The organism is Chthoniobacter flavus Ellin428, assembly GCF_000173075.1.
In the GTDB taxonomy this organism is placed as follows: domain Bacteria; phylum Verrucomicrobiota; class Verrucomicrobiia; order Chthoniobacterales; family Chthoniobacteraceae; genus Chthoniobacter; species Chthoniobacter flavus.
Genome location: NZ_ABVL01000034.1, coordinates 44,180 through 57,807 on the forward strand (window position 1 = coordinate 44,180; position 13,628 = coordinate 57,807).

The following is a 13,628-nucleotide window of genomic DNA, read 5'->3' on the forward strand; positions in this document are numbered from 1 at the left end:
TCTTCGCGGGTATAGCTTAATGGTAAAGTTCCAGTCTTCCAAACTGGCCATGCGGGTTCGATTCCCGCTACCCGCTCCAAAGCTCGGTGCTGAGGAGCTTACGGCGCGCGTGTGGTTCGGGAACGCGGTTTTCAGAACAAAAGGCAGAACTCTCCCGCCGATTTCAAAGATGTTCCGCGATGTTCTGAGTTGTCGTGGCATCCCTCAAATGCTCTGTGTCCTCCGTGTTAAATGAGCTGCGCTCTTGGGACTGCGCGGTAAGCGTCCGCGAAACACCTCCAGCGGAGATGGTCATAGATGTCAGATCATCGGCGCCTACGACATCTACGACCGGGAGAGACGAAGGGCTCACGCAGGATGGGCGCGGACGGGTGTTCGGATTGCTACTTCGGGGTGCGGCGGCGGCGGAAGGAAAATAGCAGGCCGGTGGCGCAGAGCAATATTGCCCCGGTGTTGGGTTCGGGGATTACCTGAAGGATGCCGGTGGGTTCGTCGAAGCTGAAGGATTGGGCACCGACGGAGCCGGTCCAGAGGCCGGCGTCGTCCGTGAGGGTGCCGTTGTAGGAACCGGTTAGGTTGATGGTATTGAAGCCGGCGGCAGTGCCGCCATTCAAACTGAAGAGGTCCCAGCTCGAGTTATTCGCGAAGGTGCTGGTGAAGTTGAGATTGAGGGTGCCGCCGAGGGTAAAGGAAGCGCCGGGATTTTGGGTGAAGACGTCATAGGTCCCGGGATCAGCGCCGTTGATGTTGAACTTGATGGAGTTCGTCGAAGCCATGGTGAAAGTGGCCCCGCCCAAGACGGTGACGTCGCCATTGGCCAAGGAGCCGGAAAGCGAAAACGCCAGGATGCCGGAATTCACTACGGTCGGGCCGGTGTAGGTATTGTTGCCGGAGAGGGTGAGTGTGTTGCTGCCGTCTTTGACCAGGGCGACCGAGTTGACGCCGTTGTCCACAATGGCGGAGGAAATGGTGAGCGCGCTGGGAGTGTGGACGTACAAGGCGGTGGTGCCCGAAGTGAGGTCGCCGCCATCGATGGAAGTGCCCGAATCGCCGATGACGCCGCCCGTCGCGATGGTGGCAGTGCCGGAGGAGAGGTTCAGGCTGCCGCCGCTGGCTACGCGGAGGGTGTTGACGGTCTTGTTGCCGCTGCCGCTGACGGCGGTGTTGATCACGGTGTTCGTCGTGGCCACCCAGGTGGAATAGTTATTGTTAGTCGAGCCCGAGGTGTTACCGATCACTCCGCTGCTGACGGCGGCAAAGCGATTTCCCCCGGCAGTCGCCCAACCGCCGATGATGCCGTTGGTGTTAGTCGTGGTTGTCTTGGCCAGACCACCGACGGCGATGGTGACATCGAGGGTGCCGGAGAGGTTGTGGGTGAGCGCACCGAGCGAGATGCTGTTGGTGGTGGTGCCGCCGCCGTTGGGGCCGGCAAAGAGGGTATTCGCGCCGGAATCGATGGTGGTGGAGGCAACGACTTCGGTGACGCTGCTTCCGCCATTGAGCACGATCGATCCTCCCGCGAGGATCAAGGCGCTGTTGTCATCCAGTTTGCTGGTGGTGTCGGTGAGGTAACTCAGGCGGAGCACGGCACCGCCGGTGACGGTCGTCGTGCCGGTGTAGGTATCGGGGCCGTCCAACTCGAAGACGATCCGGGAATCGGAATTGCCGGTCTTGACTGGCGAGGATAGGCCGCGGCCATCGAAGGTCAGATTCGTCTGACCAGAGAGGGTGGAAATCGCGCTGATGGCTCGGATGCTGGCGGCTGAGCCGTTCGTTGTGGGCCGGGTGGCGGTCCAGGTTTGGGAGGCAGTGAGGACCAGCGGAGCGTTGAAAGAGAGGAAGCCGTCGCTGATTTGATCCACGATGCCACCCGTGCCGACTTGAATGGAGTTGGTGCCGGCGGATGCGCCCATCGTCCATACGTTGCTCGCCGAACCGACCGATCCCGAAAACGTGAGGCCACCCGCCCCGACCTGCGTGGCTCCGATGGTGACGGTGCCAGCCGTGCCTTGAAGCTGAAAATTCGCCAGGTCACTATTGCTGGTCCAATTGAGGCGCGTCGCCCCGCCATCGATTGTCCAATCCGGCGTGGTGCTGAAATCCCACGTGCCATTGCCGGCCTGAATTCCCGCGGAAGCGGACGAATCCCAAACGAGCGTGGTCGCTCGGGCCGAGAATGTGGAGACCAGGAGAGCTGCGAGCAGCAGCGACAGGGGGGAGGGCTGGTACTTTTTCATGCTGGGGGGGCTCGATGCTTATGTGACAAGATTGTTCTCCGGATCGCGGCCGTGGTGAGCCACGGCGTAATAATACGCCATCCCTGGCGGTGCTTTCTTGTATGTGGGCGGCGAAGATTTGTAGAATCCCCGCATGAATGCGCTGAATTTACACCGGAAATTCCTGCGTCGGATCGGCTCTCCGGAGCAGTTACTCCGGCTTTTCGATCTGCTGCCCGATGTCTCTTTCTTTATGAAGGACCGGGAAGGCCGCTTCGTTGCTCTCAATCGCCAGGGCTGCGACTACTGCGGCGTGAAATCGGAGCGCGAGGCCCTTGGCAAGACCGACTGCGATTTTTTCCCGCAAACGCGGGCCGCCGAATACATGGCTGACGACCGTGTGGTGATGAAGACCGGACGGTCGATTCTCAACCGCGTGGAACCCGCGCCGGAAAGGGAAGGGTCGCCGCATCTCGTCATCACCAATAAAATCCCGCTGCGTGACGGGCAGGGCCGCGTTGTGGGGGTCGCCGGTTTTTCCCGGGCGCGTGGAGCAAGTGCGCGTCGCTCCCGCCGGCGACAAAACAACTCGCTCGCGGCCGTTGAGACGCTTGGCACGAACGATTACGCCAGCCCTTTGACCACCGGGGCAGCTCGCCCAGCTCGCCGGCCTTTCTCCCAGTCAATTCGAGCGCACCTTTCGGAAAGCGTTTGGAGCCAGCCCGCGGCAATATCTCCTGCGCGTGCGCGTCGAAGCGGCGTCTCGAAAGCTCGCTGATACCGACAAGACGATCGCGGCCGTGGCCGTCGAATGCGGCTTCTACGATCACGCCCACTTCACGCGTTCCTTTCACGCCGTCACGGGCATCAGCCCCTCGCGTTACCGGCGCGAGCATCAGTCGCCCGGCTTGTGAGAGATCTTCGCGGGGACTTTTCGGCCCGCTTTCCAAGGAGTTCTCGCTGGGCGTGTTTGGATTTCTGTGGCCTACGCTTCCTTCGGAGGACGAGATGGTTATGATGATGTCTCCTGGCCTTCTCCCCGTCTTCTGTTCGTGAGACGCGGCCAGGCGATCGATCGAATCAATAGCAATGGCGATGAAATTTTCCCAATGGCTGACGGGTTTGGCGGCGCTGCTGGTGCCTTTGCGCGAGCTTTCAGCGGACGAAATGACGCTCGCTTTGCCTGGTGACTACGAAGTCGTGCAACGATTTTCTGCGGAGAAAGGCAGCATTGCGATCGCCGGCGAGATGGGAGGCGGGGGCGAGCGTGATGTAGCCGTGGAGGCGCGATGGCGCGGTGAGCGGGAAGGAGAGTGGCATCCGCTCGAGGTCCATTGGAATGGCGGGCGCTTTACGACGAAGATGGAGGCACCGGCAGGTGGATGGTATCGAGTGGATGTGCGGGCGATGCGCGAGGGGCAAGTGGTGGCGGAGCGGAGCGTGGAGCACGTGGGAGTGGGGGAGGTATTCGTGGTTGCGGGGCAGTCGAATTCCGCGAACTACGGCGAGGAAAAGCAGACGACGCAGACGGGGCGCGTGACGGCGCTCGATGGGCGTGGCTGGCAGTTGGCGAATGATCCGCAACCCGGGGCGGCGGGATCTCGGGGCAGCTTTATGCCGCCGCTGGGAGATGCACTTGAGGAACGGTTTCATGTGCCGATCGGGTTCGTGGCGTGCGGTGTCGGTGGCACGAGCGTGCGGGAATGGCTGCCGCAGGGGGTGGTGTTTCCGAATCCGCCGACAGTGGAGTCGCGGGTGGTGCGATTGGCCGGTGGCACATGGGAAAGCAAGGGGCAGCTTTATGCGAAGCTACTCGCGTCGATGAAGGCCGTGGGCCCGCATGGTTTCCGCGCGGTGCTGTGGCATCAGGGCGAGAGCGATGCGAATCAACAGGACACCTCGCGCACGCTGCCGGGGAAGCTTTATCGCGAATATCTGGAAAAGATCATCCGCGAGTCGCGCCGGGAGGTGGGTTGGGATGCGCCATGGTTCGTGGCGCAGGCGAGTTATCACACACCGGCGGATGAAGGCTCGCCGGATCTGCGCGCCGCGCAGGCTTCACTCTGGCAGGATGGCGTGGCGCTGGAAGGTCCCGATACGGACGCGCTCAAAAGCGCGTATCGCGAGAAGAATGGGCAGGGTGTGCACTTCACGGGAGCGGGATTACGCGAACATGCAGCGCGATGGGTGGAAAAACTGGCGCCGTGGCTGGAGGAGCAATTGAAGACCCGGGCGGTTCGCTAGGCGCGAGGTCGGATCTCTCGGGGGAATGGTAAAATGGACGTTCCTTGCGCGGAAATACGGATTTCTGGCGAAAGGCGCGGCGGGTCATCCTGGCACAAACTCTGCCGGCAAAGCGAGGTGCTTCATCCTTGGGAAACTGAGTGGAAAAGCACAAATCCCGTTCTCTGAAGGCCTGTTACTTTTTGGTGACGGCTACAGAGAGATGATGAGGGTTATTATTAATCTGTTGCGTACCTTCATTCCCTCGGTTAATGGCAGCACGCTCCGCGCGCCTGCGTGCGGTGACACCCCCTTACGCCCCTATTCCAAGCATGATATTTCACCGGTCCTGGCTCCCACTCTTCGTGGCCGGTTGTCTTTTGCCCAGATTGGTTTCGGCGCAGGATAATACCGGGGCTGGATCCGCAGGATCGGCTGCCGGTGGTTCGGCCGCCGGAGCGCCAGCGGCCGGGGCGCCAGCAGGATCGCCAGCGGCGGGAACTCCGGCTGCAGGATCTGGAGCGGGCGGGGCCAGTTCCGCTTTCGGAGCGGCGCCCGCCGCGCCATCGACGGGTGCCAATCCGAATGCCCCGAGTCAGGGAACTCTTCCTAATGGGACGCAGAGTCCGCAAGGCCAAGGAGGACAAAACCAAGGGACACAGAATCCCAGCGCACCCGGGACGGCCAACGGCCAGCCGACGCCCGACAACACTACGGCTGGAGGCAGTGCCTCGGCTTTCGGCAACGCGGAAAAGCCGGGCGGTGCCTCGCAACTGCAGCAGGCTCCTGCTTCTTTCACGGTGCCGGGCTTTTATGGGCGGGGACCGCAAAGTTTTACCGTCGGTGAGGGCCGGTTGGCCCGCCCCAAATTCCGCTTTTCCGGGAACATCGCGGTAGGATACGACGACAACGTTTTCCAGACGCCATCGCATCCTCAGGGTGTGCCTTCCCAAAAAGTGCAGGTAGTGGAAACGCCGGGAACGCCTGCGGGCTCAGTGCAGGTCGTGGTACCTTCCGGCGACCCCAGCATTCCCGATTCCGTGCAGACGGTACAGGTTCCAGCCACGGCGCCTAAATTTCGGACAGTGACCATTCCTGGTGTTCCCGCGGCGGAACGGATCGGCAGTTGGATCACCCGCACGGATGCGAAGTGGGATGTCCAGTTTGCCAATCGCCGCACGCTGTTTACCTTCGATCTGGGCGCTGGCGTGGACTACTACTGGAATCGACCGGGCAAGAAAGAGGACTACACGGGCGTGTTGTCGATGGTTTACCTGCGAAAGCTGACCGGACGGGCACAGTTCACCTTCTCGGCGGATGCGTCTTATCAATCGCAGCCGGATTTTTCGCAGATCAACCAACCGACCAGTTCCAACGTCGGCAGCTACCTGAGCTCCAACCTGAAGGCGGACCTTTCGTATCGTCTCACACCGCGATTTACCGCGGTGACCAGTGTCAGTTATAATTCCGTCTGGTACGAGCAGCAGTCACAGGGTGCCGACAACTACGGGACGACTACTTTTGGGACGGAGTTGCGTTATCTTTTCTCCCCGCGACTCACTCTGGTTGGCGAGATGCGTTACAGTTCCGATCTTCACACAAACAATTCCTCCCTGGATACACGTTCGTACTATTTGCTGGTGGGTGGTGACCTGTCGCTGAGCCGGCGGTTCAGCACGACTCTCCGGTTCGGCGAGGTAGTGCAGGACTTCACCGAAGGGGGCGGGAACAGCTCGTCGCCCTACCTCGAGGTGAGCTTGAATTACCGCCTCCTGCCGCAGACCGGTATCGCTTGGAATGCGCGATACGGTTACGAGGAAGCCGGCGTGGCGAACTCCCGCAACCTGGTCGCGCGCACGGGACTGCAGGTGACACAGATTTTCACCCCTCGACTTCAGGCGGTTCTGAACGTCAACTATCTGCGCAGCGAATTGCAGACGGTGTCCAGTGGAGCGACTACCACTACCACCACCGCGGTCTCTCCCGAAACCGGCGTTGCCTCGACTGCCAACTCGAACCTCACCCAGGATACGATCGATGCCTCTCTCGGCTTTTACTATACGCTCGACCGCCATTGGTCGCTGAACCTGACGTATTCCTATACGATGGTAGTCAGCGACGATGCCGCTCTCAATTACGACCGGCAGCGCATTTTCCTCGGCGCTGCCTACCAATTTTAACATTCAAACAGATGAAAAAGATGTTTCGTGTTTGTACGGTTGCGCAATCGCCGTACTGAGCTAGTAATAATTTCACCTCCCCCGTCACTACCCGTCTATGAACGACTCCAACGAAGTCAAACTGCACTTTCTCGATTACTGGAGAATTATTCGCCTGCGGATGGGTCTCATCCTGTTGACGTTCTTCCTCGTGATGGTCACGGCGGGCGTCACCACCTACTTCCTGCCGAAGAAGTATTATTCCAAGGTCACCATGGAGGTGAAACAGGATAAATCCGATCTGGTGCAGACCTTCGGGCCGGGCCAGTTCCGCCAAACCTACGATCCGCAGTTCGTTGCCACGCAATTCCAGATCCTGCAGAAGACCGAGATCCTCTATCCCGTCATTGAACGTCTGGATCTAATCAAGGAGTTTTCGCCGCCGGGACAGCGTCTGCCGTTGCAACAGGTTTACATCCAGTTGCGCAACTCGATGAAGCTGAACGAAGTGCGTAACACCGGCCTCATCGAGGTGGGCGCCAAGGATACCGACGCACAGCGTGCGGCCAATATCGCCAACGCGATCGCGGTCGTTTACCAGGAAGAGCGCCAGCATGAATTGGACAAAAACGTCGCTCGTGGATTGGAGCAGTTGAAAGACGAAGTCGACAGAAGGCGCAAGGAGATGGAGGACACCTCGGCCGTCGCCATGCAAATCCGCGCCCGGGAAGGGATCGTGGATTCCGATCCAGATAAGGAAAACTCCGTCATCAGCGGCGGAGAGGGTGGCAACGTGCTGCAGCGCCAGCAACAAGTGAACGAACAACAGATCAAAGTGGTGGAGTTGGAGCGGCAACTGGAAATGATCAACAGCTTGAGCCCCGAGCAACTGCAGGATGCGCTCAAAACGCTCGGTATCGATGACACGACAGTCTCCCGTAATCTTCCTTTGCTGCAGGACGCCGCAGCAGAGCATGCGCGCCTCACCAATCTCGGCCTCGGGGTGAACCACCCGCGCATCAAGGCTCTGGACGCCCAGATGGCGACCTACCAGAAAATTCTCGGCGACCAGCTCAACACGATCAAGATCACTCAAGCCAACCGTCTCCGGCTCGAGAAGGATAAACTGAGTGGTTTGCAGGAGATGTCGAAGGCCTCCCGCACGGACGACATCAAGGAAAAGGCCAGCTTGGTCGAGTATGTCGACGCCAAGAACAAATACATTCAGGCCCGCAAGCTCTACGAATCCGTCGAGCTTTCCTACGTCACCCAGAAGATGAACAATTCGGTGAAGGGTGATTCCGCGAAGATCTGGGAAAAAGCGGAAAAAGCCGAGTATCCCTCGGAGCCCAATGTGCCTGCCTACATGGGCATGGCCGCGATCATCGGGCTCGTCCTCGGCGTGGGTCTCGCCTTCTTCATCGACTACCTCGACACCAGCGTGAAGACGCTGGATGACGTGGAGCGCTACCTCCAGATCCCGGTGCTGGCGGTGATCCCGAACAACGTCTCGATCCTCATGAAGAACGCGGGCGACACCTCGGACGCCGAAGCCTACCGCATCCTCCGGGCGGCGGTGGAATTCAACAAGCCGTACCGCGACGCCAATACCTTCACTCTGATCAGCGGCGGCCCCGGCGAAGGCAAGTCAACCACCCTGAACAACCTCGCCTACACCTGCGCCAAGGGTGGCTACAACGTGCTCGTGGTGGACGCCGATTTGCGCCGCGCTTCACAGCATCATTTCTTCGACGTCGACAACTCCTTCGGCCTCACCGACTACCTGCTCGGACGCGCGGAGATCGATGAAATCATCAAGACCACGAAGATCGACAATCTGTCGTTTATCCCCAGCGGCCTGCTCCCAGGCGATTCCGTGGGCATCCTCAACTCGCAGCGCATGACCGACCTCATCGCCAAGGTGAAGTCGCAATACGACCTCGTCTTCTTCGACTCGCCGCCGATCCTCGGCGTGAGCGATGGCTCCGTACTGGCCAGCGAAGTGGACGTCACCATCATGGTCGTGCAGCACCGCCGCTTCCCGCGCGTCATGCTCCAGCGTGTGAAACAGGCTGTGCTCAATGTGGGCGGTCGCCTGATCGGCGTCGTCCTCAACAACGTCGATGCCAAGCACGACGACGGCTACTCCTACTACTACAACTACAACGAGTACTACGGCCCGCGTCGCGGCACTCCGAAAATCGAGGCTCCCGCGCCTCAGCTCGCGCGCCCGCGCGATACCCACCGCGAAGATTACTGATTTCTCGCCATGCGCCACTCGCTTTCTCTCTTCCTCGTCCTCCTCACGGCCGCGCCTGCCCTTCATGCTCAACGGCTTTCCGTGCCGCGCGCCGTTCCAGTGCAGCCGACTGCGGCCGCTCCCCTGGCGATGCCGGTGAACAATGGCACGATCGCCACCTTGCGTCCGGGAGATGTTTTCGAAATGCGGCTCAGCGGCATGCCCGCGGAGTATGCCGGCGATTTCAATCTGCAGTACAGCGTCGGTTCGGAAGGCACTGTGAGCGTCCCGCTCATCGGTGAGATGCGCGCGGCGGGATTGACTGCCTCCCAACTGGAGCGCCAGGTGGAATCGAAGCTCGTGAATGACAAGATTTTCACCCATCCCACGGTGCTGATCAATATCGCGCAAGCTACGCGCTACGTCTCCATCAGCGGCGGCGTGCGGCAACCGCAGCGGCTGTCGTGGAGCAACGACCTCACGCTTTCCTCTGCCATTGGCAACTGCGCCGGCCTCAGTGACTTTGGCAGCCCGAAGGGCATTCGCATTATTCGCGAAGGCAAGATCTTCGGGATGTTCAACCTCACCGAACTGCAGAAGGATCCGTCAAAAGATCCGAAGCTGCTGCCCGGCGACCAGGTCGTCGTGCGCGAGTAAGCGGCAGAGGAATCAAGATTCCGGCCGTCCACATCGCGGCGCCGTTATCCATGCGTTTGATCGCCCTTTTAGCTGTTCTGTTGGTGGGCGTTTGTCCGCTGGCGGCCCAGGTCAAAGACGATAAACCCAAAGTGGAGGTCAGCGGTGACGTTTTCTGGCCGCAACGGCTCAACTGGAGCCCTGACCTCACGCTGGCTTTGGCGATTGGAAATTGCAGCGGCGCTGGTCCGTTCAGCAGGGGGCGTGGGATACGTCTTTTGCGAGACGGCAGGGTGATTGGAATCTATAACCTCGCCGAACTGCAGAAGGATCCGTCAAAAGATCCGAAGCTGCGGCCGGGCGATCAGGTGATCGTTCCGTAATGATTGGATATTTGCCCGGCTCGAGGTAGTTCCGATTTCCGCCATCGGTCTACGCCGCGGCAAACAGCTCCCGGTTCTTCCACACATAACCGAAAGCCGAATAAAGCGTCAGGATCAGTGCCGCGGCGATGAGCACCGCCCCGCCGTAACGCCACGCGTGGAACCACCAGAAGAGCCCGCTGATGAAGCCCGCGCGTTCGAATTCCGACAGCGAGAGCAGCAGCAGAAAATAGATCACCGTCACCATCTGCCACACCGTCTTGTGTTTCCCCATCTTGTCCGCCGGCAGGATGATGCCCTTGCTCAAGGCGAGCAGGCGCAGGCCGGTGATGAGGAATTCACGACTGATGATGACAATGGCCGCCCACGCCGGAATCGCGTGCTCGGGAATCAAGCAAATGAACGCCGCTGCCATCAGCACCTTGTCCGCGACGGGATCCATCAGCTTGCCGAAATCCGTCACCAGATTGCGCCGCCGCGCGATGGAGCCGTCGAAATAATCGGTGATCGAGGCCGCGACAAAAAAAATGAGACCGGCGGTGTACCCCCAGCTCCAACTCCAGGTCCACAAGCCAAAGGGCCTCCAGTCCGGCCCGCCTGGTGATTTCCAATTCCAGGCCAGCGTCATCGACGCGACAAATCCCGCGGTGATGTAGAGCCGGGCGACGGTAAGACGATTGGGCAGGTTCATTCGATACGGGACGCGGTGGCGTGCCCGCCCAATGAACATCGCAACTGGTCGTCAGTCGTGGTGGAAAAAAGCATGCGCAGCGCCGCACTTTGCGGGCACGCGCCCGCCCGGCTCAAATCCTAAATCGCAAAAGTTGGGAGAAACACCGAAGGGTGCGGGGAAAAGCGCCATCGGGAGTGTCGATTTTGCTGTGCTCCGCAGCGCGCCTGCGCTTTAAACGTCGCCGCTCTTTTTCCCGAGTATTTGAAAAAAGGCTACCCGGCGATCGAACTTGTCGGCTGGGAAACCCCGCCCCGCTACGACGCGCAGTCGCACAAGATGTATTGGGCCAGGGAAATCCGCTTCGCCAATAGTCCGGAGACCACGCTGAACTACAACATCCGCATGCTCGGCCGTCACGGTGATCGGCTCCTGTTCGCCTGATTCATTTCACCGCAATTTTCGGTCAGCCTCGCGCAAAATCCGTGTTTTCCCCGCCGCTTTCGAGGATTAGAAGTATTACCCCAATTCTTTAAATCCCCGATTTCAATACCCTATGGATCTCACACGCACTGCTTACGGAACCTGGTCTGGCGGCCGCTTCATGCACTTTGGCGAACCGCTCCCCGAGGAACGTTTTCTCTCCGCCATTCGCCACGCCTACGACAAAGGCATCCGCACTTTCATGACCGCCGACGTCTATTCCAACGGTGGCGCCGATGAAATGCTCGCCCGCGCTCTGGCCGGCGTGCCGCGCGACACCTACGCCCTCGTCGGCATGATCGGCCACGACTTCTACAGCGGCCAGCGCGATGGCTCGAAGGGCTACCCGCGCTTCACTCATCCGCAGCTCCGCGGTCCGCGCGACTACGCCGATTACGTCCGCATGGCCACCGAAAAAGTGCTCGCTCGCTGCCAGACCGACCACCTCGATTGTCTCATGCTGCATAACCCCGATTCCATCGGCTACACCAGCGACGCTGTGTGGAAGGCCATGGAGAAAGTCCAGGAAGCCGGCCTCACCGAAATGCTCGGCGTCGCTCCTGGGCCGGCCAACGGATTCTCCCTCGATCTCATCCTGAATTTCGAACGCTTCGGCCCGCTGCTCGATTGGGCGATGATCATCCTCAGTCCCATGGAACCGTGGCCCGGCTCCATCTGCCTGCCCGCGGCCGAGCAACACGACATCAAGCTCATTACCCGTGTCGTCGATCACGGCGGCATCTTCCACGATGACGTGAAGCCCGGGCACAAATTCGGCGAGCGCGATCACCGCGGCTTCCGTCCGCCCGGTTGGGTCGAAGCGGGCAACAAGAAGCTCGATGCCATGCGCCCCATCGCCGAGAAACACGGCCTCACCGCGCTCCAGTTGGCGTGCCTCTGGAACCTCGGCCACAAGCCCGTGAAGAGCGTCATTCCCACCTTGATCCAGGAAGTCGGCACCGACGCGAAACGCTACGAGGAGAAGATCGATGAACTCGCCGCGCTCCCTGAGGTCACGCTCAGCGCCGATGAAATCGAGGAGATCCGCAGCATCGGCGATAACACCGGCTGCATGGACCTCAAGGGCGGCAACCCGCGCCACACCGGCGAACCGCTCCCTGACCGCTGGAGCCTCAGCAACGACCTCAACCAGGTCGCCCAGCGCTGGCACATCGACCCCGTTACCGCGCTCGCCTACCACCACGCACAAAACTAGCGCCTGCGCCTCTGGGCGAAACGGCGTTGATTGGTTGATTTAAACCCCGAGGGCGTAGAGGCGGAGAGGCCCAGAGAGAACCCTTGAGAGGGCCGCAGAGGAGGATCACAACGATCCCGCACCTCTGCGGCCTTCTTCATTTTGAAGAGAGGAGAAGAATCACGCGGCAGCGAGGCCCACACCTGTGGCGGCGGCCTCCCGCCGTCGGTCGCGACGGACATCTTTCGACTTCGTTCAAGATGGCTATCGATGGGGGTGACGAATCAATCTCACGGTCTTGGCCTGCCGCGAAATCAACTCGCAAGGGGGCCGGAAGAGCATCTACTCTCGACGCGTCATGAGGCCCCCGGAAAACACGTTTCCCCGCAATGTTCTCACGAGCGAGATGGGACTCGATTTTTACGCGGCGAAACCGCTGGCCTGCGCGCCCGTCTTCCCGCGGAAAACAGTCTAACTCCGATGAAGCTCACGCGGCATGAAATCATCCTCGTCGTCGCGCTCATTTCCGCGCTGGTCGGCGGCGAATTTGTGAAGCGATATCGCCTCGCGCATCCGGTGCCGATCGCGCCCGAGCAGCCGGTTTCAAAAAATAATTCGCGCGCGAAATCCGCGCGATGATGAAAGAGGAAATCACTCGCGAAGCCTGATGTTTCCTTGCTTCGTGGGTGATACGTGAATCGAAAATGCGCGAAGTCTCAGTGCCCGATTTTGTCATTCACGTCACTTTTTTGGAAAAAGTACTTGAGGGAAATAGGGTACCCGCTAATTTCCGCGCCCCGCCCAACAAGGTGGTGCTGCACGAAGCTGAAAAGCGACGAGCGGTGACCGAGAAAAGTTTGAAAGAAATTTCAAAAATCCGGTTGACCGAACGAAGCGAAAAGATAGAGTGCGCGCCCCGCCGAGAAAGGCACGGTTACCGAAGCGAAAGTTTCGAGTAGGCGACGAAGAAAGTTGAAAGAAATTTCAAATTTCGAGTTGACCGAAAGAAGCGACTAACTAAAGTAGCCAACCCGATACGAAAAGCGGGACTGCTCCTCAAGATGGAGCGGTGGATCTTCCAAACAACTGGGACTTCAGATTGAGACTCAATCTTGTCCCGACAATGAGGGTCAACGTCGAGATGACGGTGATCATTAAAGTCGGAGCGATGAGATTGAGTTTTTTGTTGCCCGGATGTTTGTGAAGCCAATGATCTTTGAAAGTTTGATTCTGGAGTTTGTCACACGACTCCGTCGAGGCTGAAAACCAAAGCGCAAGCTGAGGTGGAAAGCGTTGGCGGAAAGAGCAGACTCAGAACGGTCAACTAGACGCCTCGGATTGAATCGAGGAATTCGAATCGCAAGGTTTGGTTTCCTGGAGGAGAAATCGAGGCGTAGAAAGCAAAAATTGAATTGTGCGTTATA

Annotated in this window: 12 protein-coding genes, 1 tRNA gene and 1 pseudogene; 12 read left to right on the top strand and 2 right to left on the bottom strand. The window is 59.6% G+C overall.

All coding sequences use genetic code 11. The features are described 5' to 3' along the window. Window positions 1-5: 5 nt before the first annotated feature. Window positions 6-79 (top strand) — tRNA-Gly (locus CFE428DRAFT_RS29720). A 304-nt stretch (window positions 80-383) separates the two neighbouring features. Here CFE428DRAFT_RS29720 and CFE428DRAFT_RS29725 read toward each other — a convergent pair. Further along, window positions 384-2,237, bottom strand: coding sequence for a beta strand repeat-containing protein (locus tag CFE428DRAFT_RS29725; protein WP_006983428.1), 1,854 nt, complete (start codon window positions 2,235-2,237; stop codon window positions 384-386). A 232-nt stretch (window positions 2,238-2,469) separates the two neighbouring features. Here CFE428DRAFT_RS29725 and CFE428DRAFT_RS41455 point away from each other — a divergent pair, with 232 nt between their 5' ends. The 7 genes and pseudogenes from CFE428DRAFT_RS41455 to CFE428DRAFT_RS29755 all read left to right on the top strand — a co-directional run bounded on the left by CFE428DRAFT_RS41455 (window position 2,470) and on the right by CFE428DRAFT_RS29755 (window position 9,856). Then, window positions 2,470-2,994, top strand: coding sequence for a PAS domain-containing protein (locus tag CFE428DRAFT_RS41455; protein WP_420196904.1), 525 nt, complete (start codon window positions 2,470-2,472; stop codon window positions 2,992-2,994). Then, window positions 2,906-3,130 (top strand): annotated as a pseudogene (locus tag CFE428DRAFT_RS39320) (helix-turn-helix domain-containing protein); the annotation flags it as partial. The gene CFE428DRAFT_RS41455 and the pseudogene CFE428DRAFT_RS39320, both read left to right, overlap by 89 nt. Window positions 3,131-3,311: 181 nt before the next feature. Then, a complete protein-coding gene (locus CFE428DRAFT_RS29735) occupies window positions 3,312-4,460 on the top strand; it encodes a sialate O-acetylesterase (RefSeq protein WP_157447684.1) in 1,149 nt (382 codons plus the stop codon). A 920-nt stretch (window positions 4,461-5,380) separates the two neighbouring features. Continuing rightward, a complete protein-coding gene (locus tag CFE428DRAFT_RS29740) occupies window positions 5,381-6,619 on the top strand; it encodes an outer membrane beta-barrel protein (protein WP_131989417.1) in 1,239 nt (412 codons plus the stop codon). A gap of 97 nt (window positions 6,620-6,716) precedes the next feature. Continuing rightward, window positions 6,717-8,858: a GumC family protein gene (locus CFE428DRAFT_RS29745; protein ID WP_006983433.1), complete on the top strand. Its 2,142-nt coding sequence runs from the start codon at window positions 6,717-6,719 to the stop codon at window positions 8,856-8,858. Between the two features lie 9 nt (window positions 8,859-8,867). After that, window positions 8,868-9,494, top strand: a complete 627-nt coding sequence (locus CFE428DRAFT_RS29750) for a polysaccharide biosynthesis/export family protein (protein WP_006983434.1) — start codon at window positions 8,868-8,870, stop codon at window positions 9,492-9,494. Between the two features lie 50 nt (window positions 9,495-9,544). Next, on the top strand, window positions 9,545-9,856 hold the full coding sequence (locus tag CFE428DRAFT_RS29755; protein WP_006983435.1) for a polysaccharide biosynthesis/export family protein: 312 nt from the start codon (window positions 9,545-9,547) through the stop codon (window positions 9,854-9,856). A 49-nt stretch (window positions 9,857-9,905) separates the two neighbouring features. Here the strand turns inward: CFE428DRAFT_RS29755 and pgsA are convergent, their stop codons facing one another. Beyond that, window positions 9,906-10,547: a CDP-diacylglycerol--glycerol-3-phosphate 3-phosphatidyltransferase gene (gene pgsA / locus CFE428DRAFT_RS29760; protein ID WP_006983436.1), complete on the bottom strand. Its 642-nt coding sequence runs from the start codon at window positions 10,545-10,547 to the stop codon at window positions 9,906-9,908. A 243-nt stretch (window positions 10,548-10,790) separates the two neighbouring features. Here pgsA and CFE428DRAFT_RS39325 point away from each other — a divergent pair, with 243 nt between their 5' ends. The 4 genes from CFE428DRAFT_RS39325 (at window position 10,791) to CFE428DRAFT_RS38015 (ending at window position 13,163) form a co-directional block, all read left to right on the top strand. Further along, entirely contained in the window at window positions 10,791-10,970 is a 180-nt protein-coding gene (locus CFE428DRAFT_RS39325; RefSeq protein ID WP_006983437.1) for a DUF2167 domain-containing protein, read from the top strand. A gap of 112 nt (window positions 10,971-11,082) precedes the next feature. After that, a complete protein-coding gene (locus tag CFE428DRAFT_RS29770; RefSeq protein ID WP_006983438.1) occupies window positions 11,083-12,225 on the top strand; it encodes an aldo/keto reductase in 1,143 nt (380 codons plus the stop codon). A 459-nt stretch (window positions 12,226-12,684) separates the two neighbouring features. Then, a complete protein-coding gene (locus tag CFE428DRAFT_RS38010) occupies window positions 12,685-12,843 on the top strand; it encodes a hypothetical protein (protein ID WP_006983440.1) in 159 nt (52 codons plus the stop codon). Window positions 12,844-12,908: 65 nt separating this feature from the next. Beyond that, on the top strand, window positions 12,909-13,163 hold the full coding sequence (locus CFE428DRAFT_RS38015) for a hypothetical protein (protein ID WP_131989418.1): 255 nt from the start codon (window positions 12,909-12,911) through the stop codon (window positions 13,161-13,163). Window positions 13,164-13,628 lie beyond the last annotated feature (465 nt).